Origin of the sequence: Secundilactobacillus yichangensis (assembly GCF_016861565.1) — a bacterium.
Taxonomy (GTDB): domain Bacteria; phylum Bacillota; class Bacilli; order Lactobacillales; family Lactobacillaceae; genus Secundilactobacillus; species Secundilactobacillus yichangensis.
In genome coordinates this window covers 45,102-68,320 of the sequence record NZ_BOLK01000008.1, presented here as the reverse complement: position 1 = coordinate 68,320, position 23,219 = coordinate 45,102, and the positions used below count along the sequence as shown (strand labels likewise).

25 protein-coding genes, 1 pseudogene and 3 riboswitches are annotated in these 23,219 nt (G+C 45.5%); of the genes and pseudogenes, 18 read left to right on the top strand and 8 right to left on the bottom strand.

Annotated features, from left to right (window positions below; genetic code table 11):
• Position 1 precedes the first annotated feature (1 nt).
• Positions 2-802 (bottom strand): tyrosine-protein phosphatase, encoded by an 801-nt coding sequence (locus JUE95_RS07740; protein WP_203650450.1) that lies wholly within the window; start codon positions 800-802, stop codon positions 2-4.
• 197 nt (positions 803-999) lie between these two features.
• On the opposite strand from JUE95_RS07740, the gene JUE95_RS07735 reads away from it, so the two are divergent.
• On the top strand, positions 1,000-1,659 hold the full coding sequence (locus JUE95_RS07735) for an NAD(P)H-binding protein (RefSeq protein ID WP_235995355.1): 660 nt from the start codon (positions 1,000-1,002) through the stop codon (positions 1,657-1,659).
• Complete coding sequence (locus JUE95_RS07730) at positions 1,660-2,544, top strand: alpha/beta hydrolase fold domain-containing protein (protein ID WP_203650448.1); 885 nt, start codon at positions 1,660-1,662, stop codon at positions 2,542-2,544. It begins immediately after the preceding gene.
• Between the two features lie 30 nt (positions 2,545-2,574).
• Here the strand turns inward: JUE95_RS07730 and JUE95_RS07725 are convergent, their stop codons facing one another.
• Positions 2,575-3,276, bottom strand: coding sequence for a TenA family protein (locus tag JUE95_RS07725; RefSeq protein ID WP_203650446.1), 702 nt, complete (start codon positions 3,274-3,276; stop codon positions 2,575-2,577).
• Positions 3,277-3,345: 69 nt separating this feature from the next.
• Positions 3,346-3,436, bottom strand: a riboswitch (TPP riboswitch).
• Between the two features lie 101 nt (positions 3,437-3,537).
• Positions 3,538-3,625, top strand: a riboswitch (TPP riboswitch).
• Positions 3,626-3,692: 67 nt separating this feature from the next.
• Between JUE95_RS07725 and tenA the strand changes: the two genes are divergently transcribed.
• Positions 3,693-4,421 carry a thiaminase II gene (gene tenA, locus JUE95_RS07720; protein WP_203650444.1) on the top strand — a complete coding sequence of 243 codons (729 nt, stop codon included), beginning with the start codon at positions 3,693-3,695 and terminating at the stop codon, positions 4,419-4,421.
• A 48-nt stretch (positions 4,422-4,469) separates the two neighbouring features.
• Here tenA and JUE95_RS07715 read toward each other — a convergent pair whose 3' ends face one another.
• Positions 4,470-5,210 (bottom strand): gamma-glutamyl-gamma-aminobutyrate hydrolase family protein, encoded by a 741-nt coding sequence (locus tag JUE95_RS07715; protein WP_203650442.1) that lies wholly within the window; start codon positions 5,208-5,210, stop codon positions 4,470-4,472.
• Positions 5,211-5,373: 163 nt separating this feature from the next.
• Between JUE95_RS07715 and JUE95_RS07710 the strand changes: the two genes are divergently transcribed.
• Together JUE95_RS07710 and glpK are read left to right on the top strand one after the other, a co-directional pair.
• Entirely contained in the window at positions 5,374-5,625 is a 252-nt protein-coding gene (locus JUE95_RS07710; RefSeq protein ID WP_203650509.1) for a hypothetical protein, read from the top strand.
• Positions 5,626-5,992: 367 nt separating this feature from the next.
• Positions 5,993-7,501 carry a glycerol kinase GlpK gene (gene glpK / locus JUE95_RS07705; RefSeq protein WP_373305679.1) on the top strand — a complete coding sequence of 503 codons (1,509 nt, stop codon included), beginning with the start codon at positions 5,993-5,995 and terminating at the stop codon, positions 7,499-7,501.
• Between the two features lie 79 nt (positions 7,502-7,580).
• Here glpK and JUE95_RS07700 read toward each other — a convergent pair whose 3' ends face one another.
• From JUE95_RS07700 to JUE95_RS07680, 5 genes are all read right to left on the bottom strand, one after another.
• Positions 7,581-7,787, bottom strand: coding sequence for a helix-turn-helix domain-containing protein (locus tag JUE95_RS07700; RefSeq protein WP_373305677.1), 207 nt, complete (start codon positions 7,785-7,787; stop codon positions 7,581-7,583).
• Between the two features lie 8 nt (positions 7,788-7,795).
• Entirely contained in the window at positions 7,796-8,278 is a 483-nt protein-coding gene (locus JUE95_RS07695; RefSeq protein WP_203650438.1) for a DUF2975 domain-containing protein, read from the bottom strand.
• Positions 8,279-8,436: 158 nt separating this feature from the next.
• Positions 8,437-8,871, bottom strand: coding sequence for a hypothetical protein (locus tag JUE95_RS07690; RefSeq protein ID WP_203650437.1), 435 nt, complete (start codon positions 8,869-8,871; stop codon positions 8,437-8,439).
• Positions 8,872-8,967: 96 nt separating this feature from the next.
• Complete coding sequence (rlmD, locus tag JUE95_RS07685; protein WP_203650435.1) at positions 8,968-10,407, bottom strand: 23S rRNA (uracil(1939)-C(5))-methyltransferase RlmD; 1,440 nt, start codon at positions 10,405-10,407, stop codon at positions 8,968-8,970.
• Positions 10,408-10,519: 112 nt separating this feature from the next.
• Positions 10,520-11,521 carry an aldose epimerase family protein gene (locus JUE95_RS07680; protein WP_203650433.1) on the bottom strand — a complete coding sequence of 334 codons (1,002 nt, stop codon included), beginning with the start codon at positions 11,519-11,521 and terminating at the stop codon, positions 10,520-10,522.
• Positions 11,522-11,732: 211 nt separating this feature from the next.
• Between JUE95_RS07680 and JUE95_RS07675 the strand changes: the two genes are divergently transcribed.
• From JUE95_RS07675 to JUE95_RS07615, 13 genes and pseudogenes are all read left to right on the top strand, one after another.
• Complete coding sequence (locus JUE95_RS07675; protein WP_203650431.1) at positions 11,733-11,981, top strand: hypothetical protein; 249 nt, start codon at positions 11,733-11,735, stop codon at positions 11,979-11,981.
• 419 nt (positions 11,982-12,400) lie between these two features.
• Entirely contained in the window at positions 12,401-13,054 is a 654-nt protein-coding gene (locus JUE95_RS07670) for a WxL domain-containing protein (RefSeq protein ID WP_203650429.1), read from the top strand.
• Between the two features lie 61 nt (positions 13,055-13,115).
• Positions 13,116-14,063 carry a WxLIP family cell surface protein gene (locus tag JUE95_RS07665; protein ID WP_203650427.1) on the top strand — a complete coding sequence of 316 codons (948 nt, stop codon included), beginning with the start codon at positions 13,116-13,118 and terminating at the stop codon, positions 14,061-14,063.
• Positions 14,064-14,166: 103 nt separating this feature from the next.
• Positions 14,167-15,015 carry an aldo/keto reductase gene (locus tag JUE95_RS07660; protein WP_203650426.1) on the top strand — a complete coding sequence of 283 codons (849 nt, stop codon included), beginning with the start codon at positions 14,167-14,169 and terminating at the stop codon, positions 15,013-15,015.
• A 317-nt stretch (positions 15,016-15,332) separates the two neighbouring features.
• A riboswitch (TPP riboswitch) is annotated at positions 15,333-15,440 on the top strand.
• A 97-nt stretch (positions 15,441-15,537) separates the two neighbouring features.
• Positions 15,538-16,329, top strand: coding sequence for a hydroxyethylthiazole kinase (gene thiM, locus JUE95_RS07655; RefSeq protein WP_203650425.1), 792 nt, complete (start codon positions 15,538-15,540; stop codon positions 16,327-16,329).
• 16 nt (positions 16,330-16,345) lie between these two features.
• The gene (gene thiD, locus JUE95_RS07650) at positions 16,346-17,170 is read left to right on the top strand and encodes a bifunctional hydroxymethylpyrimidine kinase/phosphomethylpyrimidine kinase (protein WP_203650424.1); all 825 of its coding nucleotides are present in this window, start codon (positions 16,346-16,348) and stop codon (positions 17,168-17,170) included.
• Entirely contained in the window at positions 17,167-17,805 is a 639-nt protein-coding gene (gene thiE / locus JUE95_RS07645; RefSeq protein WP_203650423.1) for a thiamine phosphate synthase, read from the top strand. The genes thiD and thiE overlap by 4 nt, the downstream gene beginning before the upstream one ends.
• A gap of 135 nt (positions 17,806-17,940) precedes the next feature.
• A complete protein-coding gene (locus JUE95_RS07640) occupies positions 17,941-18,660 on the top strand; it encodes a gamma-glutamyl-gamma-aminobutyrate hydrolase family protein (RefSeq protein WP_203650422.1) in 720 nt (239 codons plus the stop codon).
• A gap of 150 nt (positions 18,661-18,810) precedes the next feature.
• The gene (locus tag JUE95_RS07635; RefSeq protein ID WP_203650421.1) at positions 18,811-19,053 is read left to right on the top strand and encodes a type II toxin-antitoxin system prevent-host-death family antitoxin; all 243 of its coding nucleotides are present in this window, start codon (positions 18,811-18,813) and stop codon (positions 19,051-19,053) included.
• Positions 19,054-19,150: 97 nt separating this feature from the next.
• Positions 19,151-19,336, top strand: a pseudogene (locus tag JUE95_RS12925) (hypothetical protein); the annotation flags it as partial.
• 275 nt (positions 19,337-19,611) lie between these two features.
• Complete coding sequence (locus tag JUE95_RS07625) at positions 19,612-20,574, top strand: 2-hydroxyacid dehydrogenase family protein (RefSeq protein ID WP_203650420.1); 963 nt, start codon at positions 19,612-19,614, stop codon at positions 20,572-20,574.
• Between the two features lie 292 nt (positions 20,575-20,866).
• Complete coding sequence (locus JUE95_RS07620) at positions 20,867-22,240, top strand: amino acid permease (RefSeq protein WP_203650419.1); 1,374 nt, start codon at positions 20,867-20,869, stop codon at positions 22,238-22,240.
• 103 nt (positions 22,241-22,343) lie between these two features.
• Entirely contained in the window at positions 22,344-23,150 is an 807-nt protein-coding gene (locus tag JUE95_RS07615) for an HAD family hydrolase (RefSeq protein ID WP_203650417.1), read from the top strand.
• Positions 23,151-23,219: the final 69 nt, after the last annotated feature.

Sequence of the window (23,219 nt, the reverse complement as noted above, 5' to 3'; positions counted from 1 at the left end):
GTTAGTGAGTTAAGTAAAGTTTTTTCAAATCGACAATGTCTTCATTAGATAATTGAAGTGCCTTGTTTAAAAATTCCGGCATCGTGCCATAGTACTTATCAATGGCAGCCATGGCGGCGTCGAAGTAGCCGCTTGAAACCGTCATTTGTGCTTTGATTGTATCCAGCGTTGTGCCGGTAATGCCTTCATTCTTAGCTTTAGTCAGCCGTGCTTGAACCAGTGGCGATAAAATATCGTTCGTTAACAAATAGTCTTGTTTGATGATTTTTAGCGGAACCCCCAGTGCTGAGAGGAAGAACGTGGCGCCCATTCCAGTTCGGTCTTTACCGGCCGTACAGTGGAACAGCAATCCGCTTTTCGGATCTGTGTTATTCAGCAGAGCGGAAAAGAAATGGCGGTAAGCCGATTGTGCTTGCGGTTCGGTAACCATTTCTTGATAGACTTCAACCATGTGATCAAACCCGTTCTTTTTACGTGACTTCAGTTCGGCATTTAGTTCAGCCTGGGTTTTGGAAGCATCGGTTTTATCATCAGGAAAGACGGGTAGATGCCGATAAAGAATGCTATTTGGAATCTGATCTGGGGCTTCAGCAACTTCGCCATCGGAACGAAAATCCACGTCGAACTTGATGCCGTAGTCGAGAAGCGACTGCTGGTCGTGATCAGATAAGTAGGCCAGGGTGCCAGTTCGAATGACCCGCTGCCACTTTACCGTCTGACCATCACGGGCTTGATAACCGCCTAGGTCCCGAAAATTATAACCGTGGTCCATTGTCAAGACGCGTTGATTAGCTTGCTGCATGAAAAGTCCCCCCTTAGTAGTGTGAACATGCATGATTATTGTAACGCAAATGACGGGTCATTTCATGAACAAAAAAGATAGGTGCTGAAGTCGTCAATAGTAGACGTATACGACTTTATATAAACCGGCAAAACGCTTTGTTAAAGTAAATGAAAGCGCTATAATTGTTGTATTAAGATCAAACAAGGAAGGTGATCATGATGAAAATTGGAATTATTGGCGGTAACGGTAAAACGGGTTCTGCAGTGTACACCGAAGCCAAGAAACGGGGACACGAACCCACTGCCATTGTTCGTAATGAAGCACGCGGTCGTGAGGCACTGGGAGATGATGCCCGGCTGCTTGTAAAGGATGCGTTTGATTTAACCAAGGCTGATTTGACAAGCTTTGACGTTGTTGTGGATGGTTTTGCTGTTCCGATGGGTTCACCGGTGGCGTATCTGCATTTAGACTTACTGACTAAACTGGTGCATGATTTACGCAATACTAACACGCGTTTATTCGTGATTATTGGTGCAGCCAGTCTGAAACAGCCCGATGGCAAGCGTTTGATCGACCAGCTGCTGACAATGCCAGATCATGATCAGTGGATTGGTGTTCCGCTCAATCAGACCTACGAGTACGAATTTCTGCAAATGATTGATAACGTTGATTGGGTGGCTGTTTCGCCATCGCGAAACTTTGGCCCAGGGCCAACTAATGGCTACGTTATGGGCACTGACCAAATTTTGGTTGACTCAAATGGCAAGTCAGAGCTGTCTAATGGTAATATGGCGTTAGCAATCATGGATGAAATTGAATCACCAAAACACCAGCGGCAGCGGTTTACGGTTCGTAATCAGGAGGATGATCAATAGATGAGTGTGCGTGGTGACTGGCTCTTATTTAAAACAAAACGCAGTCGGTTAAAGCAGCAGGTAGCTACCAGCTTTCAGCATCCTAGTCGGCGAACGGACCACCTTGATCCCAGTAACTTTAGGGAACCAAACCAGGTAAAAGTTGTCCCAATGGAAAATAGTCGACTGGTGACACTGCTGCCAAAAACAGAAACAAATCAGCACGTGGTGATTTTTCACGGCGGAGCTTATACGGTGCCTGCTACCGACAGTCACCGTCAGTGGATGGAACAAATCGTGACCCGTATGGGAGCAAAAGTTACCATGCTGGATTTCCCGTTAGCGCCTGAAAACACGGCAACTACTACGGTACCGGCCTCTCTAGAGGCGTATGCAGAACTGCAGACAGAGTATCCGGATGACCAGTTTTACTGGTTGGGTGACTCCTCTGGAGCCGGCTTAGCGCTAGTGTTATTACAGCAGTTACGTGCCAAACAGCGGTCAATGCCCACGGCAACGTTGCTGGTATCGCCATGGTCAGATCTAGCGATGCGCGATCCTGAAATCGAAAAGCGACGTGAATCTGACCCGGAATTACCGTTGCAAGCGATGCGGCAAGTAGGAGCTAATTATGCCGGTACATTGGTATTAGATGATCCGCTGATCAGTCCGCTGAATGGCGCTATGGACCATCTAGGCCACATCAGTCTCTGGTACGGAACAACGGAACTGCTGCTGCCGGATCATCGTAAATTAGCCGCTAAACTCAAACAAGCTGATGGTACTCAGGTTGACGTACATGAAATGAAAAACATGCTGCACGATTTCTTGATGTGGCCGGACTTGCCAGAGAGTAAGCAAGTTTTTGAGGCGTTAAAAAAATTGATTCAAAAAAACGACCAGTAAGCTGGTCGTTTTTTATTTGCGGATATGAAATTAATTATTGCTTAAAGCCGTTTCCTGCCAATCGTTCCAGGTGCTGCGCTGATAAGCTGATTCCCAGAAATACCATTCCAAGATGCAGCTCTTCAAAAACGTTTGTTTAGCAGTTTGCTGTTCCCGTTCGCTAGCGCCTTTGGCTTCATCATCGATGATGTTGAAGAACTGCTGAATATAGCCGTTAGGACCCAGAAAATCTTTATTGCCCAGTGCCAGAAAGCTGCTGAAGGGTTCAGTGGTGACCCGGTCTTGAGTTCGCATATATTTACCTAATTCAATGTAGACCCATTCGCCAGCCGCAAACGATGGCAGGATCTGAAGCACGCTGTGAGTGTTGATGGTGGCAGCCATATGCTGCTGATACATTTGATTGATTGGCTGAATTGGTGCCTGCTTCAACCCTTGCCAGCTATGCGGGATGTCATAGTCGGCTTCGCGGGCTAGCCAATCTTCAAGCATCGTCAACTGCATGTGCAGCCGTTTTTCAAACAGTTTAGTCTGTGCAGTGGTAGTGCTGTAAGTGATCAACGCATTCAACACAGCCACTTCGTTATACTCAAATGAAATATCCTGCTGGTCGTAATAGGCCAATTGTTCCTTAGTTAAACTGCCGTTAATAATGCCCTGAACGAACGGATGCTCCTCGTTAGCTTTTAAAAGGGGCTGGGCTTCCGTCTGTATTTGCTGTGATAATAACATTATTATTCCTCCTGATGAGATTGCGACCAGAGAGTTGGGTGAAGTTGTGAAGACAGGCCAAGTTGAGTTAATGATTTCCAATGATCTTCCTACGGCAGTACTGGCTGCATCAGGTACAGTGGGTCTCATCTCAGCCTCTCAGGCACCCCAGATCACAATTAATTTTAATACACCACGGATTATAGCAACATTCGAAAATACTACAACTAATTAGGCTGATTTGATTTCCTTGAAGCACGCAAACATGCTATACTCACCGTAACATAATGCTAGGGGTGCCCTGTGCTGAGAAATACCCTTTAAACCTGATCTAGTTAGTACTAGCGAAGGGAAGCAGTTTAACCGAATAATGACGAACTTTCAGAATGGGAGTTCCTAGCTTCTATGTTGAAAATAATAAAAGGAGATTTTACCTTATGGACTTTTCGACAGAATTGATTGAAGCAGGAACTCCCATTTTAGACCACATCATGGAACATCCCTTTGTAAAGGGCATCGGTGCGGGCCATCTAGCCAAAGAAGCGCTCATGTTTTACGTGACACAAGACTACAATTACCTCAACGAATTTTTGCATTCTGACGCGGTGGCGCTTTTGAAGAGCACGTCGCGGGAAGACATGCAGATCATCAGCCAGCAGATTGATTTTCTGCTGAACAGCGAATCGGAAGCACACAAAAATTTCTGTGAAGTTGCGGGAACGTCGTATAAATCATTGCAGGGCCAGCCAATGACACCCACCACTAAGCTGTACACCAACCATATGCTGGAAACGCTGAAATCCGGTGACCTCATTGACATTATTGCGGCAATGACACCGTGTCCGTGGACCTATGGTGAGATTGGCAATAGATTGATTGAGCAGGGCAAAAATACGCCGGATAACGTGTTTACCGCCTGGATCGAACTGTACGCTGATACGGACGATGACGACTCGGATGGTACCCCTAAGCGCTTCCCCTTCTTTGATATCTTGGACCGCGAAGCACCTAAGTATAGCCGTGAGCGCCTTGATCAGGTTAAGCGCGGTTTCCTCGAAAGCTGCGAGTTTGAGTGGGACTTCTGGGAGCAATCCTACTATCAAAAGGACTGGCAATTTCTTCCTGGTGTTGAGTTACCAGTGAATACGGTGGCGAAGACTAAATAATTAAAGCATCCCCGCTCTGAAGAACGGGGATGCTTTAATTGACTTATATTACTGTCGATCGCGCTCCGCAACTTTTTGACTACGGGCAATCAAGTCCGCAAACAGCGCCTTGGAGTCAGCGTGATGCTTATACATGTTCTCGGGATGCCACTGAACAGCCAAAATCTGGTCGTTATCGATGGACTCGCACGCTTCGATGACACCGTCGTCAGCACGGGCAGTGACCTTCAGGCTATCGGCCAGCTGTTTAACGGCTTCGTGGTGACGGGAGTTAACGTAAGGTCTTGCACCAATGATTTTAAAGAGCCGGCTGTTTGGATCAACGGAAACGTGATGAGACGGCATGTTGCCGGCAGCTTCCTGATTATGTTTTAAAGTGGCGTCTGGGTCTTCAGACAAGTCTTGGTAGACGGTACCGCCAAGACCGGTATTAATCAGCTGCATTCCGCGACAAATACCGAAGATGGCTTTGCCCTTAGCAACGGCCTGTTTGAGCAGTTCAATTTCAAATAAATCACGTTTGCGATAGGTAACGCCAAGCTTCTCGTGGGGTTCCTCTCCATAAAAGGTAGGGTCCACGTCGGCGCCGCCAAGAAAGGCAACACCGTCAAAAAGATCTATGTAATCGGCAACGTCTTCAGGATCGACACTGGGGAAAATAATGGGGATACCGCCAGCTTTAACGATGGCTTCAATAGCCGGCCGGGGCGCAAAAGCGGCGTTTCGTTCGTTAATAATATTAGTGGCTTCAGCTAAGGTATCAGCTGGTAATGCAATTCGTGGGCGCAAGGGTAATCACTCCTTTTCTCTAAAGATAACTGCGTAGATGAATGACTTGTTTCCAATTTTACCATAGAATCTCCCATCCCCTTGTTAAAACATTTAACATTCCCCAGAAATAGCGTTACATTAGTAGTGTAACTAAAATTAAACGAGGTAAATGATGATGGCAATGACAGAACGACAAATGATTCAAGAAATTTTGAACACGGTAGATGTAATCTACGCATTTGAAGACGTTGATGAAGACGCTAAAGAATATACCTTACTGATTACCCAGCAGGATAACGATAATCGTGACATTAAAAAAGTTAACGAAGAGATTAAAAAGTACTTCCAGGAAGCTGACTTCAACTATAAAGAAGAAATCAACCCGAAGAATACTGATAAAAAAGCTGATCTCCGTGTCGTCATTAAACGATAGGAAAAAACGAATAACCCTCATGCAGCGGTTGCTGTGTGGGGGTTATATTTTTGGAGATTAAAAATAAAAACCATTCCGCTAACTTTGACCGGTTCCGGAATGGTTTTTACGTTCTAAACATGTCACCGTCATTAACGGCTCTGCAAGGAAGTCCTATGTCTAGTAGGACTTCCTTTTTTACACTCAAATTATACCATGTCTCCATGTCAATATGGTAGTTGCAGCACGAAAATTTGACTGAGAAAGATTAATAATTTCCTGAGATTCCCCTATAATAAATGACACGGACTTTGTGAATGTGATACAGTAAGACTAATCTTGAAACCGTTTACTAATCACAATGTTGGAGGTAGTCATCGTTATGGCAATGAAGCAGCCGGAACATTATATACTTGCGATCGATCAGGGGACTTCCGTGACCCGTGCCATGTTATTTGACCGTTCGGGCCGGAAAGTGATCGAGAGCCAAAAGTCGTTTCCACAGTATTATCCGCACAATGGCTGGGTTGAAGTGGATGCCAATGAGATTTGGAATTCAGTTCAGTCGGTGATTGCCAGTGCGCTGATCGATGCGGGTGTTCATCCCGAATATATCGATGGTATTGGCATCTCAAGCCAACGTGAAACCACGGTTATTTGGGATAAAGCGACCGGTCAGCCCATTTACCATGCGATTGGCTGGCTGTCGAAGCAGACGGCACCGATTGCGAAGCAGATGGTGACGGATGGCTATTCGGAATTGATCCATGAACATACCGGATTAGTGATTGATTCATACTTCTCAGCTACCAAAGTACGCTGGCTGCTGGATCACGTACCAGGCGCCCAAGAGCGTGCTGAAAAGGGCGATTTGCTGATGGGAACCGTTGACAGCTGGCTAGTCTGGAAGTTATCGGATGGACAGTTGCACATTACCGATTACACCAACGCTAGCCGAACGATGATGTTCAATATTCATGATTTAAAGTGGGACGATGAGATCCTAAAAATCATGAATATTCCCAAACAGATGCTGCCGGAGATTCATTCTTGTTCTGAAGTATATGGCACCACTAAGAACTACCAGTTTTACGGCGTTGAAGTGCCAATTTGCGGACTGGTGGGGGACCAACAGGCGGCCTTGATCGGTCAAATGGCTTTCAAGCCTGGCGAAGTGAAGAACACGTATGGTGATGGTGCCTTTATCGTGATGAATACTGGGGATAAACCGCAGCTTTCTAAGCACAAGCTGCTGACTACCATTGCCTACGATTTAGATGGTAAATTAACCTATGCGCTTGAAGGATCAATCTTCGTGGCCGGTACCGCGCTGAACTGGTTGCAGGAAACCATGAAGATCATTGATAACGTGCCGCAGTCTCGGCAAGTAGCTATGGCATCGACCAATGATGATGAAGTGTATGTGGTGCCTGCCTTTAACGGGTTAGGGGCGCCATACTGGGATCAGGATGCCCGCGGAGCGGTGTTTGGACTGACTCGCGGAACTAACCGTAACGATTTTGTGAAGGCAACGCTGCAGTCCATCGCGTATCAAACCCGTGACATCATTGAAACCATGCGGCAGGATACTGAGATGCCGGTAGTGGAAATTCTAGCGGATGGCGGTGCCTCCCGTAACCGGTATCTGATGCAGTTCCAAGCAGATATTTTAAATCTGCCGATCGTGCGTTCAAGCGACGAAGAAACCACTGCTTTAGGGGCAGCCATTTGCGCCGGATTGGCAGTTGGCTACTGGAAAGACTTGGATGAAGTTAGCCAGATTCATGCTGCGGGCAGAACCTTTAAGCCGGAAATGACAGCTGAACGCCGCGCGCGTTTGTATGATGGCTGGCAAATTGCCATTAAGGCTACTCGAGCATTTAAACCGAAACAGTAATTAGAGTGCGTAACAAAACACGGTAGATTCTGGAATCTACCGTGTTTTGACATGAGATTAGACTCATTGGCGAAAAACGTTACTTATCAGGTCGATAATGCAGCAAATCACCCGGCTGGCAGTCCAAAACTTGACAGATCTTTTCTAGCGTTGAAAAACGCACCGCTTTCGCTTTACCCGTTTTTAGAATCGACAGATTAGCCATGGTGACGTCTACCGCGACTGATAATTGTGTTAGGGTCATATGGCGTTTAGTTAGCATGTCGTCCAGTGAAATTTCAATCATAATACCTCCTAAACCGTTAAATCGTTTTCGTTTTTAATCTGCAGTGCAGCTGCCCATAAGCGAACCAGCACAGCGATGAATACCGTGAGAATTAGTGGGATAGTGGCAATTCCAAGGCCAATTAACATAATGCCAGGGGCGTCGTTTAACTGCGTAATGGCGTAAATGAAGGGCAGCCAAAGCCAAACACCGACCGTGACAACCACTAGTGCCCATTTGACCCGGTTGAGGTAAGTAACCGCCTGGGAGCTAAAGGCTTGATTATGATCAATGATACCCAGCAGCTGTTCTGCAAAGATAGCGGCAGCTAAGAAACCGATGATAGCGAGGTAGATACCAATTCCAAGAATAACGACGACAACGTTGAGATGATGGGGCGCGTGTTCAAACATTTCGCGCAGCATGATGGGAAACGGAATGATGCCGATTGCGATTGCTAACAGCGCTAAACAGCCGATTAAAAGCCGTAAAAACCAGGTGCTCTTTCGCATGATGGTGCCTCCATTCGTTTTTGTTAGCACCAGTATAGCAGAAACTTTATCGATAAACGATAAAGAATAAATTAATTTTCTGGTAAGATGATGTAGCAAGTGTTAGGAGAGTAAAAAATAAGCGTGGAGCAAAAGTTAAATTTGCTTCACGCTTATGATTAGTCTTTTTTAGTTTTTAAGTAGCCGCTCTTAATCAGCAAGTCCCTTGAACGCTGAGTCGCTGGTTTGAAGCCCCGGTTAAACAAGTGACGGAAGTACATCAGATTGTACAGGTAGCCCCAAAGAAAGCTCAGCGCGAACTGAAGAACGCTGTAGACAGTACTGAATGTTTGTACCGAAGTAAAGTGAATGGAATAAAATCCTAAGACAATTCCGAGGTTCACGCCGGTCATGCACAGAAAGTTATACCAGTCCCCTCGGAAAATGGGAACGAGAAAGACGAAGAAAAAGGTCGTATACGAGAATCCAACTTTACCGATTCGAATATCGCCATTATCCTCTTTTACAACGGTGGCGTAGTTAGGCGGTACTGGAATGCCGTTTGGCCCCTCGTTGTTGTCGCCATTATCGCCGTTTCCAAATGGATTTTGCATTTAAACCCTCTTTTCTACACTGAATCTTTTTAAAAGTCAAAATTGGTCAAACTAGTTATTCATTATAATAAGCCTAAATGTTATTTTTGGCTACCACTAAGCCCGGGTAAATTTCACAACGGCTTCACAACGGGCAGTTTGCGGCATCATGTCCACGGACTGAATATAGTCGACGTGGTACTGCTTGGTTAATTTCACTAAATCACGTGCCAGAGTAGACGGATTGCAGGAAATATACACAAACTTTTTCGGTTTAGCACTTAAAATGGCGTTGATTAAACCGTCGTCCAGCCCAGTACGCGGTGGGTCGACGATTAAAGCATCCGGTTTAAAGCCTTCATTCAGCCACTCGGGAATAATTGATTCAGCCGTTCCGGTTTCGTAGTGAACGTTATCAATACCGTTGATCCGTGCGTTTTCATTGGCATCGTCCACGGCGTCGGCAATCACGTCCATTCCGCGAACTTCTTTTGCGGCGTGGGCAATGGATAATCCGATAGTCCCCACACCGGAGTAAGCGTCAATGACCGTTTCGTTGTCAGACAGCGCCAGAGCTTTCAGTGCTTCATCGTAGAGGCGGACGGTCTGGTAAGGGTTCAACTGTAAGAAAGCGCGCGCGGACAGGTTAAACTGCAGGCCGTTGAGGACTTCGCAAATCTGCGGCTTGCCGGCTAACAGTTTAGTTTTCTCGCCCCAAATAAGCGATGTTTTATCGTTATTGATGTTTTGCATGATGGAAACGACTTCTGGGAATTTGGTCAGCAGCTGATCCACCATGTCGGCTTCTTGCGGGAAAGGCGCCTTGGTGGTGACGAAGACCACTTGGACTTCGCCAGTTCCTTCGGCGACTCGGACAACCACCGTCCGAACGAGACCGTTACCGCTTTTTTCGTCATAGGTACTAACATTCAGTTCTTCCATTAAGTCGACAACGCCGCGCATGACCCGCATGGTAGCGGGCATTTGAACTGAACAGGTTTTAAGGTCGACCAGATCATGGCTGCGCTCGCGGTAAAGGCCGGCAATCACGTGACCGTCAGCGTCCCGGCGAACCTGAAATTGCGCCTTGTTACGGTATTCGTACGGATTGTCCATACCAATTGTGGGCTTCAGCTGAAAGTTGCGGTAGCCCTTAGGCTGGAACTTTTCCAGTGATTGTAAAATCACGTCGCGTTTGAAGGCTAGTTGGGCAGGATAAGCTAGGTGCTCCAGCTCAAAACCGCCGACTTCGCTGGCGTACTCGTCACGTGGTTTGACACGGTCTGGACTAGGCGTCTTCAGCCGGTGAATCTTAGCGGTAAGAAATGATGGCTTGATACCCGTCACTTCGGCCACAATCACTTCGTTTGGCAAAGCGCCCTTTACGAAGACCAGCTTGCGTTTAAAGTAGCCGATTCCTTCGCCATTAATGCCTAAACGCTTGATGGTCAGCGGGAAGCGCTGGCCAAGCTTAACCTGCACACCAGTTTCCTGATGCGGTCGGGGCCGGTGATTATTTGAATTGTGATATCGATGTTGCGGTTGGTTTTTATTCAATGCTTTTATCCTATTCTATATAATGTTTAGAAGTCTCACGTCTTCCGTATTGTAGCGTAAAAGAGCGGTCCAGCACAAGCTGAACCGCTCCTTTCGTTACCGAAAAATAAGATTATTCTTCGTAATAGTGGTATTTAATTGAGTAAGACTTCAGGTCGCCTGGGTGCAGCGTGATGTCACCGAAGCCGTCATGGTTGATGGCGTCTGGCAACGTCTGAGCTTCGGTAGCAACAGCGTTGTATGGTTTACTGCTATCAAAGAGGTTAGCAGTGTAAACAACTAACCCGTTGCGTTCGGAGTAGATCGCCACGTGACGCTTGCTGGCTTTATCGCTCAAAACGGCGATTGGTTCAGTAGCACTGCCTTTGACAACGTAAATGTCGTCGATTTCGTCCTTGTTGTACTGTGACTTGATGTCAGCCAGTGCGCTAGGAACGTCGCGGCTCTTTGAGAAGTCGTAGCCGGTACCGGCGAGATCAGTGAATTTACCAGTTGGCACTTTATCTGAAGCTAAGTCCAAACGACGGGTACTGTTGATCTGCAGCAGTTGATTATCCAAGTTCTTTTGACCCTCTGTTAAGTTCCAGTAAATATGGCAGGTTGGGTTGAACAGGGTAGTGGCAGTTGAAGCAGCACTGAAGTTAATCGTTACATCATTATCATCAGTAAAGGTGTAGGTGATGCGGGCGTCTAGATCGCCAGGGAAGTTATCCTCTGAGCTGGCAATGTTACGTGAGAAGGTCACACTGGCATCGTGTTCGCGAACGGATTGTTCAGCGTGCCAAACGAGGTTAGCAAAGCCGTGAGGGCCACCGTGTAAGGTGTTGTCATTTTCGTTGGCATCGAAGTGGTATTCCTTACCATCGATGGTTGCTTTAGCCTTAGTGATGCGGCCGGCTACCCGACCAATTGACTTGCCGAGGCATGATGCGGTTGCCTCATAGTCAGAAAGTTTGTCGAAATGCCCGATTAGCGGGTGATTGTTAACGTTGTAGTTTGTCCAAGTGGCACCAAGTGCGCTGACCTGGATGAAGTTACCTGCTGCGTTGGTAATTGTGTAACGGTAAATGTCTTCGCCGTCGTGTTGACCAAAAATATCAGCTGTAATTTGCATAAATAAATCCTCCTTGTGTAAACGCTTTATCAATTAGTATTATACGCTTTCTAGCTCAAAAAATTTAGTAAAAAAACGATTCATTTGGTAAATTATTTAGTGAAAGCGAATGAAAGTTGCTTCTTAACCTTTTCCCAACAATTTCGAGATATTTGGTTGTTATTCTTATAGTTGTAATATCAGGGATGTTATTCTTGAAAGGATGATAGAAGTGTTACTTGATAACTCAGAGATAGAAACCATCGCCGTTCAATTAGTGGACGTCAATGAATCCAAAATGACCGCCAAAACCGAAAATAATGAAATGATTCAAATTAAACCGAGTGCAACCGCAAAACATGACAAGTCCTTCTGGCAAAGCATGAAAGATATTGCCAAGGCGAAAATCTGGTTGCCAGTGACTAAGGGCACCCACCAATTACTGCAATATGACTGGCTGAGTGCAACGCCGGTAATTTAAATTTAAAATTTATAGGTAGGTATAGGCCACTTTCAAGCTGATTGACTTGAAAGTGGCCCTTTTTGGTTTATATTTAAAAATTAAATCTTAAGCTTAAGAGTGTTTGAAAGGTGTTTAAACGCAACCCAATCTTTTGCCACTTATAGAACAGTACGAAAAGTCCAAAAGATAACCAATAAGAACGTAATCCCCTGTCAGAGTAGTGGTACAATTTGCTCAATTATTTACATGATACTTGTTTTTAGTAAGCGTTAATTTTTATAATTAACGGGGCAACTAAACTATGAAAGCCCTTAACATAAGGGCTTTATTAGAATAATATCATTAATATTTTATTGACTACTTTTATAAATGAGTCTACATTGGGTAACATGTGTCTATTGGAAATGTAGTTTAATTTAAAGGAGAATATTGATAGTATGACTAATTTAACGAAGTTTAGTACAGTACTCGTGGGTGCGGGTGCCCTCTTGGGTATTTTAGCGGCCCCCGTTGTAGGACATGCCGATACAAAAGATTCCACGGTCACAGCAAGTGTTTCGCAAGATCCTCATCACGGGTCACTTAGCTTAAAGCAGGTACCCAATTTTACCTTTCAATCGCACATTGTTAATGATGGTAAAGCTGCTGGCACGGCTAGTCAAAATTTAACGGTCGATGATGAAACTGATTCCGCTTCAGGGTGGAATCTTTCAGCCAAGCTGAATACTTTTAGTGCCGACAAAACGGATGCGATGTTTAAGCTTACTGGTTCGTACATCGGGCTGCTACCCACGCTAGCTGGCGATAACTCAAAAGTTGGAGCAGCACCAGTTGTTAGAAATGACGCACCCACTATAATTAGCGGTGCTAATACTGCAACTAATATTGCTTCTGCTGAAAGTGCCTCGCAACACAAAGGGACTAATGGCACTTCTGATGGGATCGGCGAAGGTATTGGTCAGTGGAATATTGCCTTTAACCCAACGTTATATGCAACTCTTCCAATGATTTCAGCAACTTACAGTTCTACTATAACTTGGACGTTAACTTCAGGACCAACTTCTGATGTAGCGGCAACACCAACTAAGTAATATGAAAAAAGGACTTAAATTAGTTTTCATTACATTGATGTTTGTTGCAGGCGTTTTCAGTTTGACTCATATTCCAGCTAAGGCTGCGGTCAATGACTTTCAGGTGAAAGCACTTCTGCCAGCTAACAATAATCCTCAGGCAAGTTACTTTGATTTAAAAGTGAAACCGAAATCCAAACAGACGTTGCGCATCCGGGTCACTAACAATAGCAGTAAACGCCAATTGTTTAAGGTGAGGCCTAATAACGCAACGACGAATTCTAACGGGGTAATTGATTACTCGCTGCAAACGAAAAAGGATCCGTCAGCAACTACCTCGTTTTCTGATATGCTAGGCAATCAAACGGGCAAGCAGGTTTCGGTGGCCGGTAAAAGTAGCGCGACCGTTTCGTTTAAACTTACAACGCCAAAGAAACCCTTTGATGGAACGGTTCTCGGCGGGTTTGTTATTTATTCAGCGAGTGCTGCTGAGCAAGCTCAAAAGAGCAATCGAAGCAGTAATTTAGCACACTACGTTATTGCCGCCCGGTTAGTGGAGTCGACTAAGCAGGTCACACCAGACCTGGCTTACCATGGCACTAAGTATGTCGGTAGTAATGGGCTGCCGAGGATTCAGGTTAATTTACAGAATACTCAGCCGACTATTATTGGTGACGTTCATCTTAAAGCCAAGGTTATTGGCGAAGGGCATCAGACGGTCGCTAAAGTGAATCAAAAAATGCTTAACTTCGCGCCCAATTCAAGGTTTGGCTATCAATTGCAAACCCTGAATAATAAAGCCCTTAAGCCAGGTCAATACCGACTTAATATGACGGTTAAAGGTGATAATGGTTCTTGGAAATTTGATAAACTATTCACGGTTTCTGACAAAGATGGCAAAGCGGCTAAAATTGTTCAGCCAGCTACCAATTGGAAACAGATTATCATGTGGATTATTGAAGGCCTAGCCATTCTAATCGTGTTAGGTTACATCATTAATAAATTCCGCAAGTGGATGAAGAAAGATTAACCATTTTGCGTAAGCCTAATTGCTTGCGTCTAACTTTAAAAAAACGGTAAACTCAAGGCTGTTAAGAATTGAGTTTACCGTTTTTATAAAGGAGATTTTCATTATGGCTCTAACAGACACGTATACACTTAGCAATGGTACCAAGATTCCAATAGTCGGCTTCGGAACTTGGCAGACACCAGATGGCGATGTCGCCTACCAATCAGTATTGACCGCTATTAAGGACGGTTACCGTCACATTGATACGGCTGAAGGCTACGGCAATGAAGCCAGCGTTGGCCGTGCGATTCATGATTCAGGGGTCAGACGCGAGGACCTTTTTGTTACCACGAAACTTGATAATTCTGCTCATGGTTATGAAGAAACGAAGCAAGCACTTGGTGAATCATTATCAAAGTTAGGCCTGGAATACGTTGATCTTTTCTTGATTCACTGGCCGAATCCATTGGCTTACCGTGATAACTGGGAAGAAAAGAACGCTGAAACCTGGAAGGCTATGGAAGAGGCCTACGAAGCAGGACAGGTGAAGGCCATCGGGGTATCTAACTTCCGGCCAAAGCACATTGATGCACTGTTGAAAACAGCTAAAATCGCACCAATGGTCAACCAAATCTTCTTGAACCCATCAGATCTGCAGCCAGGTGTTGTGGCATACAATAACGATCACGATATTTTGACGGAGGCATACAGTCCATTTGGAACTGGTAAAATCTTCCAGATTGAAGATTTGAAAGGTATTGCAGCCAAGTACAACAAGTCTGTTCCGCAGTTAGTTTTGCGCTGGCACTTGCAGCACGGGTTCTTACCGCTGCCTAAGTCCGTGCACGCTGATTACATTAAGGCGAATACGGATATCTTTGACTTTGAGATTGACGCAGCGGATATGAAGACTATTGATGGCTTCCGTGGTGCGTTTGGACTGGCGAAGGATCCGGATAAGGTGTCGTTTTAGACATAGGATTTTAGAGCTTAACCTGTTGGGTTGGGCTCTTTTCTTTTATATAGAGTAGTTGGGCTACAGCAAGCAGAGAGCTGCATGTAAGGGACAGCCAACACAAATCCAAGCCCGGGATTTCTGTCGCCCGCCCCTTACACTCCGCTCTCTAAGCGCTTGCTTTCACACCCTGATTTAGTTGGGTTACAGCAAGCAGAGACTTGCACCTAACAGGCGAGCAACATAAACCCAAGCCCGGGGTTTACGTCACTCCCCCGTTAGGCTCCAGTCTCTAAGCGCTTGCTTTCACACCCTTTATCTTTTACAATTAACTCAAACAACACGAGGGGTGTCCCAGTATCTTGCTGGGGCTGAGATGTGGTTGCACTATCCCTTTGAACCTGTAAGTTCATACTTGCGAAGGAACGTGTTCAATTCGGGCCAGTTTTGCTGGCAAAGAGTCGGGCTAACGTTTTGTTTAGCTCGACTCTTTTTTACGGCTGACTGTTGTTTGCACTCATATTTAGGAGGATATTTTCAATGAAAATCGATTTACTCAATCAGATTCGCGAGACTAATCCCGTTGTCCTTAATATTTCCAACTTTGTGACCGTGCAAGATGTTGCCAATGGTATTAACGCTATTGGAGCTTCACCTATTATGTCTGAAGAAATCAATGAAACCGATGAAATGGTCGGTATCAGTAATGCCGTTGCTCTAAACCTTGGTGCTTTTTCCAAACCGCAAGTCGCCCATATTCTTGCCATGGGGAAAACTGCTAATGCGCAACATAAGCCATTAGTCATCGACCCGGTCGCAGTTGGTGCCATCAGTTACCGTAAGCAAGTTGCACTAGACCTCATGAAACAGTTCCAAGTTGATGTGATCCGTGGCAACGCTGGCGAAATCGCGGCGCTTGCAGACATTGCCTGGGACGCTAAGGGAATCGATGCCGGTTCTGGTAATCAAGACGTGGTGGAAGTTGCTAAAGCAGCTGCTAAAAAGCATCACTGTGTGGTCATCCTGAGCGGTGAAACGGATGTTATTACCGATGGTGAACACGTTGCTCGCGTCTTCAACGGCACGCCGTTGTTCCAGCTGCACGTTGGTTCGGGCGACATGCTCAGCAGTATTGTGGGTGCCTTTTGTGCGGTCAGTGACGGTGATTATTTCGAAGCTGCTCAAACGGCTTGCCTGGTCTTCGCGTCAATTGGCCAAATCGTTGCTGAGCAGTTGAATGAAGAACGACCCGGTACTTTTGCAGCCCGTTTGATGGATGAACTGCATCTGGCAACCGTTGCTGATATTGAAAAAATTGCTCAATTTGACTGAAAGGTGTGACATTTAAATGGCTGAGGAAATTAATTCATTTCCGCAAACGTTAACGATTGCTGGGACTGATTCTGGCGGCGGTGCTGGTGTGATGGCTGATTTAAAGACCATGCAGGAACGCCACGTTTTCAGTGCGGCAGTGATCGTCGCTGTAACGGCGCAAAATACCATCGGGGTTCAGGACTTCGCCGCATTGTCCAAGAAACTGATTGACGAACAATTTGCTTCTGTTGCTGGCGATCTAGCCATTAAAGCTTGCAAAACCGGGATGTTAGCGGACGCGGAGCACGTTGAAATTGTCGTTGAAAACTTAAAGAAATATGACTTGGGACCGCTGATCGTGGACCCCGTTATGATTGCTAAGGGCGGTGCCGCACTGCTGGCCGACGATGCCATTGATGTGGTCAAACGTGATCTGCTGCCGCTAGCTACCGTGGTAACACCCAATTTGCCAGAAGCCGAACGGTTAACGGGTATGACCATTAAGACACCAGAGGATATGCAGGCGGCTGGTAAAACGTTGCGTGCAACTGGTGCCAAGAATGTCATGATCAAGGGTGGTCACGGCGATACTGACAAGGTGACCGATTACGTGCTGCTGGAAGATGGCAAAGAATTTTGGCTTAGCGCGCCCCGGGTCGACACTAACCGGACGCATGGTACCGGTGATACACTGTCCAGTGCAATGACGGCGGAGATTGCTAAGGGTAATGATATTGAATCTTCGATACGGACAGCAAAGGACTTCGTTGAGGCTGCTATTCGTAACACAATTCAAGTTGGTCATGGCCATGGTCCGCTAAACCATTGGGCTTACGGAGAGGAGAATCCAGGCAAATGAAATTTAAACCAGAAATGCTAAAAGCATACTTTGTCTGCGGCTCCCAAGACGTGCCTGAGGGACAGTATGAAACCATTGTCAACACTGCGATTAAAGCAGGTATTACCGCTTTTCAATTTCGTGATAAGGGTAATGATTCAACGCTCAGTCCTATTGACCGGGCTGCCATGGCAATGAAACTGCGCGGCCGCTGTGCTGAAGCCGGGATTCCCTTTATCGTGGATGATAACGTTGAGTTGGCTAAGCAAGTTAACGCTGACGGCATTCACGTGGGACAGTCAGATGAACAGATTCAGCAGGTTGTTGCCGAAGTTGGTGATCAGATGATCGTTGGGCTGTCCTGTTCCACCGCAGAAGAAGTGAAAGCGGCTAATGCTATTGATGGGATCGACTATTATGGCAGTGGTCCGATACACCCCACGGGTTCCAAAGCGGATGCGGATCCCGTAATTGGTCTGGATGGTCTTAAGCAGCTGGTCAGTCTCACGGAGCGACCAATTGTTGCCATTGGAGGGATCACCGTTGATGATCTTAGCGATGTGATTCAAACTGGAGCTGCAGGCTCAGCGGTTATTTCCATGATTGCTCAAAGTAATGATATTCCAGGGGTTGTGAAAGCAATGCTGAGGGCTTAAAAACAATAAAGCTCATATCCTAAGCGATATGAGCTTTTTTACGTACCCATTCAAATGATTACTGACTATTGACAAGTTTCTGTGTTGGCCTTAAACTTTCCTCATTCAAATTTAATCTAAGGTGGGAATTATGACATGGAAAAACCAATTATTGGCATTCCAGCTGCACGACAGCTGGTGGGTGACTCGTATAAAAATACTGTGAACCAGGGTGAAGTTGCAGCGATTACTAAAGCCGGCGGTGTGCCAGTGCTGATTCCCACCCGTGAACCTGACTTAGCAGCTGATTATAGCAAGCTGTTTGACGGTTTATTACTGCCCGGTGGCCCAGACGTGGCACCGCGATTCTTTGGCGAAGAGCCTTTACCAGAAATGGATGAGGCGGATGATCGGTTGGACGCTACTGAAATTGAATTGATTAAATTAGCAGTTGCTGCTGGAAAACCGATGTTGGGTATCTGCCGTGGTGCGCAAGTCGTGAATATTGCCTTGGGTGGCGATATTTATCAGGATATTGCCAAACAGATTGCTCATCAGACCTACCAGCATCATCAAAAAGCACCGTATAACCAAGGTTCTCACTATGTCGATATTACTGAAGGTTCCATGTTGCAGACTATTTTTCAAGGACAGCAGCACGTGCTGGTCAATAGTTACCACCATCAAGCAGTTAGAAAGTTATCACCACAGTTAAAGCTGACCGCTAAGGCTGGTGACGGTGTGGCAGAAGCCGTAGAGAGCAAGGATAACAATCTAATTTTAGCGGTTCAGTGGCATCCAGAGTTGATGTATAAAGAAAATGCAGCAGAGTACGCGATCTTTGAGGATTTCATTAAACGGGTTAAAGAAGCATAGATTGGTGAAGTGGCTTGGAATTATTTTCCAGCTTTTTTAAGATTAGTCACGTAGTTAACCTATGTGACCTTAGTTGACAGATTATGGGATAAACTATTCGAATGATTTATCCCATAATGATATACTAAATCTTGGAAAGGACTGAGTACTATGGTGAATATCATGCCGGTTTCAGAGTTGAAGAATTACGGAAAAGTTTTAGATACAGTTGAACCAGATAACCCTGTTTTTCTGACTAAAAACGGCTATGGCAAATATGTGGTCATTGATTTGGCTGATTACGAAGCCTTTGAGAAGTTCAAAAAAAGCAAACAGTTAGCCCAAATCTTAAAACAGGCCGAAAGAAGTGGTACTCAGCCTCTGGACGAGGTTGCCGCGGAATTGTTGAAGTAGTGGTATACAAACTTGTTATTGCGAATGATGCAACGTCAGATTTACGTACATTACAAGCTTATTTAAAGGCCTTTTTGGATAGAAAGCAGCTAATAAGGTAATTTCAACAATCATTGCACAGTTACAGCATTTGGGGAGCTATCCTAAACTGGGAGCATCTGCTAGTGTGATTGACCACCAGTTGGATAATTACCGCTACTTACGCGATAGGCGGAATACGATATTTTACAGGATTGATGAAGACCGGGCGACTGTTATAATTGAGCGGATTTTTGATAACTGAGAAAATATCATTCGTGAATTGAATGACTATTTAGATAAAAATATGCCTCCCGGAACATAGCTGAGTAGGTAAATCTGTCGTTAACTAAGGTTGATCAAAGGGCTGCACGCATTTTAAAGTGCAGCCTTTTGATTTGGACTTTTACTAAATTCCTGATTTGTTCCAATAATTAAGAATCTCTAATCAGAGCTCAACGTTCAATACCGTAAGATTGCACTTTAAGTCATTTAGGGCGATAATGAAAGCGGTAACAAAAAATACAGGAGGCCTCAATTATGAGTAAAGTCTATTTATCAGCTCAATTACCAGAAGTGGCAACTCAAGAACTGAAAAAAGCTGGTTTGGATGTCAGTGTTTATGAAGGCGACGGTTTGATCTCACATGATGAGTTACTGAGAAATGTTAGTGATATCGACTTCTTGATCACACCACTATCAACAAAGGTTGATCGGGAAATCATTGATGCTGCACCAAAACTGAAATTGATTGCGAACTTTGGGGCCGGCTTCAATAACATTGACACTGCTTATGCCAAGGAAAAAGGCATTCCAGTAACTAACACACCGGCGGTTTCAACGAATGCCGTTGCTGAAGTGACCATCGGCTTGATGTTAGCATTAAGTCACCGGATCGTTGAAGGTGATCAAAAGATGCGTAACGAGGGCTTCCCTGGCTGGGCACCCCTGTACTTCTTAGGACACGAAATTGCCGGTAAGACACTCGGCGTCTTTGGCCTTGGAAATATCGGCAGCGACGTTGCTCGAAAGGCTAACGCTCTGGGTATGAACGTTCAGTACTACAAGCCAAACCGCTTGTCGGATCCAGAAGAGCGCTCAATGAAAGTGACCTACAAACCATTAGATGAATTGATCAAGACCAGTGATTTTATCACCATCAACGCACCTCAAACACCTGAAACCACGCACAAATTCGATGCCGCTGCCTTCCAAGCAATGAAGAAGACAGCTTGCATCGTAAACGTCGGCCGTGGTCCAATCATCGATGAAGCAGCTTTGCTGGACGCGTTAAAGTCCGGTGAAATTGCGGGTGCCGCTTTGGACGTTTATGAAAAGGAACCAAACGTTGACGACGGCTTCAAGTCATTGAAGAACGTTATCCTAACGCCTCACGTTGGGAACGCCACTGTCGAAGCGCGTGATGCCATGGCTAATATTGTTGCTGGCAATGTTGTGTTAGTGAGCAGTGGTAAATCGGCTAAGTTCGTTGTTAACAAATAAAAAGTTTTCCCACCACTCCGCAATTTGAATGGGCGACCATGAAATAGGACTTGTATTTTAACAAAATTAAAGTACAATGAGAACATAACAAAGTTTCACAGAGAGCCGGGAAAGGCTGAAAGCCGGCAGCGTTGAATGGCAGAAACACACTTGGTTGCGCAACCAATATCAGCGATTAGAGGCAGTTCAATACGAACTGCGAACTTGGGTGGAACAGCGTTACGACGCCCCTTGGTACTCAGACTTTGAGTGCTAAGGGGCGTCGTTTTCGTGTTCAGAAGGGAAATTTGCTATGAAAAACAAAGATCAAAATTTATCGCGCTCGTTGCAAAGTAGGCACATTCAGATGATTGCCATCGGCGGTGCCATTGGGACTGGTCTGTTTTTAGGTTCTGGTAGCGCGATTCATACGTCCGGTCCGTCAATCATTCTGGCGTATCTGATTGTCGGTCTGTTTTGCTTCTTCATGATGCGAGCCATTGGTGAACTTTTGCTGTCAGATACGAGTAAACATTCCTTCTTGGATTTTGTCAGCCAGTATTTAGGTGACCGGATGGAATTTGTTACCGGCTGGCTGTACTGGTTTTGCTGGATCAGCCTGGCGATGGCGGATTTAACCGCTACTGGTATTTACATCAAGTACTGGTTCCCGTCAGTTCCCCAGTGGGTTGCCCCGTTTGTCATTCTGGTTTTTCTGTATTTTACCAACCGAATCAACGTCAAAGCCTTCGGTGAAATGGAATCCTGGTTCTCACTAATTAAGGTAGCCGCTATTATTATTCTGGTCGTTGTTGGTTTTGCATTGGCTATCCTACACACTAAGGTAGACGGCCAAACGGCTTCATTTAGTAACCTCGTTAGTCACGGCGGCTTTTTCCCCACAGGCGGTTACGGCTTTTTAATGGCGTTTCAAATGGTTGTTTTCGCCTTTGTTGGGATTGAAATGGTCGGTTTAACGGCTGGTGAAACCAATGATCCAGTGGCTAATTTGCCTAAGGCTATCAACAGTTTGCCGCTCAGAATTGGGCTGTTCTACGTTGGTTCCATGATTGCGATTATGAGTGTCTATCCGTGGAACAAAATTACCACCACTGCCAGTCCGTTTGTTCAGGTGTTCTCCGGTATTGGGATTGCCGGTGCTGCCGGTATTTTAAACTTTGTGGTACTAACTGCTGCTTTGTCAGCAACCAATAGCTGTCTCTTCAGTACCAGCCGGACACTGCACGCCTTGAGTTGGGGCGGCAACGCACCAAAAAGTTTAGCCAAGCTTAATAAGAGTGGGGTACCAACCAACTCACTGAACTTCTCAACGCTGGTATTGCTGGTTATTGTGGTACTGAACTACTTGATGCCAGCTAGCGTCTTTGTCATGATTTCTGGGGTTTCAACCATTAACTTCGTGCTGGTCTGGGTCATCTTGATCTGGTGCCACATTCGTTACCGCCATATTCACCCTGAAGGGGCACAGACTTTCCGGATGCCGGGCTATCCGTTCACAGATTGGCTCAGCCTGATCTTCTTTATTGGCGTGCTGATATTCCTGCTGATCAACAGTTCTACCAGAATTTCCATGATCATTTCACTGGTTGTTTTCCTGATTATGCTGGGAGTTTACGAATTAATTTATCGGCCACGGCGGCAGAACAGTACCGATTCGGTGAAGTAGTCACGGGCTAAGGTTGCATGTATTGCCAAAAAATGACACTATATTAGGGTACATTCAGTCGGTAAGTGGCTGATTTAACTGAAATTAAAGGGGTAAATTAATAGTGATCAAACACATTTTTTCCGATATGGACGGTACGCTGCTGAATCAGCACGGTAAAGTTTCGGCTGGTAATCGAACGGCAATTCAGCATGCGGATATCCCGTTTACGCTGGTTTCTGCCCGGTCACCGAGACAGATGATGGATGCCATTGAGACGCTGGACTTAACGGCACCGCAGATTGGTTTTAACGGTGGGGTGATTTACCAGGTTAAGGATGGCCAGCTGCGGGTGATCGAAGACGTTCCGATTCCTGATCAGGTAGTTAAGCAAGTGGTTGACCTGGTTGAAGCAAGCTTTCCTGACACTGGAATCAGTCTCTTTGGTTTAACCAGCTGGCAAGTAACCTGTATGGATGATGGGATTGCCTTTTTCCAGGAAGATATGCCGCAAAAACCAACGGTGCTTGATAGTAAGACCTTTTGGAAGGATCCAGAACCAATTTATAAAATGACTTTTTGCGTGCTGAAGTCACAGGTCATGGACGGTATTGTCAAGATACTGCAGGACGCTGATTTGCCGGGAGTTGCCATGCAAAAGTCCAGTGACATTTATCTGGATATTACGGCTAGTGAGGCTAAAAAATCACGTGGTGTGAATTACATCGCTAAACATGAACAATTAGATTTGACTGAGACAGCTGCGTTTGGCGATGGTCCTAATGACATTCCAATGCTTAAATTAGTTGGCATGCCAATCGTCATGGCTAACGGATTACCGAACGTTAAGCGAGTTGCCCGTTATCTGACCGCGGATAATGACCATGATGGCGTTGGTCGGGGAATCGATAAGTACGTGCTAGAGAATTAAAAATTATAAATTAAATGCACTGATGAGCACGAAAATCATCAGTGTATTTTTTTGCTTAGAGGAAGCTCT

Coding starts and splice junctions, on each gene's coding strand:
- JUE95_RS07730 (WP_203650448.1), top strand. CDS start 1,660: ATGAGTGTGCGTGGTGACTGGCTCTTATTTAAAACAAAACGCAGTCGG.
- JUE95_RS07625 (WP_203650420.1), top strand. CDS start 19,612: ATGAGTAAAGTCTATTTATCAGCTCAATTACCAGAAGTGGCAACTCAA.
- JUE95_RS07710 (WP_203650509.1), top strand. CDS start 5,374: ATGACAGAACGACAAATGATTCAAGAAATTTTGAACACGGTAGATGTA.
- JUE95_RS07725 (WP_203650446.1), bottom strand. CDS start 3,276: ATGTTATTATCACAGCAAATACAGACGGAAGCCCAGCCCCTTTTAAAA.
- glpK (WP_373305679.1), top strand. CDS start 5,993: ATGAAGCAGCCGGAACATTATATACTTGCGATCGATCAGGGGACTTCC.
- thiM (WP_203650425.1), top strand. CDS start 15,538: ATGAAAATCGATTTACTCAATCAGATTCGCGAGACTAATCCCGTTGTC.
- JUE95_RS07700 (WP_373305677.1), bottom strand. CDS start 7,787: ATGATTGAAATTTCACTGGACGACATGCTAACTAAACGCCATATGACC.
- JUE95_RS07740 (WP_203650450.1), bottom strand. CDS start 802: ATGCAGCAAGCTAATCAACGCGTCTTGACAATGGACCACGGTTATAAT.
- JUE95_RS07670 (WP_203650429.1), top strand. CDS start 12,401: ATGACTAATTTAACGAAGTTTAGTACAGTACTCGTGGGTGCGGGTGCC.
- JUE95_RS07735 (WP_235995355.1), top strand. CDS start 1,000: ATGATGAAAATTGGAATTATTGGCGGTAACGGTAAAACGGGTTCTGCA.
- tenA (WP_203650444.1), top strand. CDS start 3,693: ATGGACTTTTCGACAGAATTGATTGAAGCAGGAACTCCCATTTTAGAC.
- JUE95_RS07695 (WP_203650438.1), bottom strand. CDS start 8,278: ATGCGAAAGAGCACCTGGTTTTTACGGCTTTTAATCGGCTGTTTAGCG.
- JUE95_RS07620 (WP_203650419.1), top strand. CDS start 20,867: ATGAAAAACAAAGATCAAAATTTATCGCGCTCGTTGCAAAGTAGGCAC.
- thiD (WP_203650424.1), top strand. CDS start 16,346: ATGGCTGAGGAAATTAATTCATTTCCGCAAACGTTAACGATTGCTGGG.
- JUE95_RS07680 (WP_203650433.1), bottom strand. CDS start 11,521: ATGCAAATTACAGCTGATATTTTTGGTCAACACGACGGCGAAGACATT.
- thiE (WP_203650423.1), top strand. CDS start 17,167: ATGAAATTTAAACCAGAAATGCTAAAAGCATACTTTGTCTGCGGCTCC.
- JUE95_RS07690 (WP_203650437.1), bottom strand. CDS start 8,871: ATGCAAAATCCATTTGGAAACGGCGATAATGGCGACAACAACGAGGGG.
- JUE95_RS07660 (WP_203650426.1), top strand. CDS start 14,167: ATGGCTCTAACAGACACGTATACACTTAGCAATGGTACCAAGATTCCA.
- JUE95_RS07640 (WP_203650422.1), top strand. CDS start 17,941: ATGGAAAAACCAATTATTGGCATTCCAGCTGCACGACAGCTGGTGGGT.
- JUE95_RS07635 (WP_203650421.1), top strand. CDS start 18,811: ATGGTGAATATCATGCCGGTTTCAGAGTTGAAGAATTACGGAAAAGTT.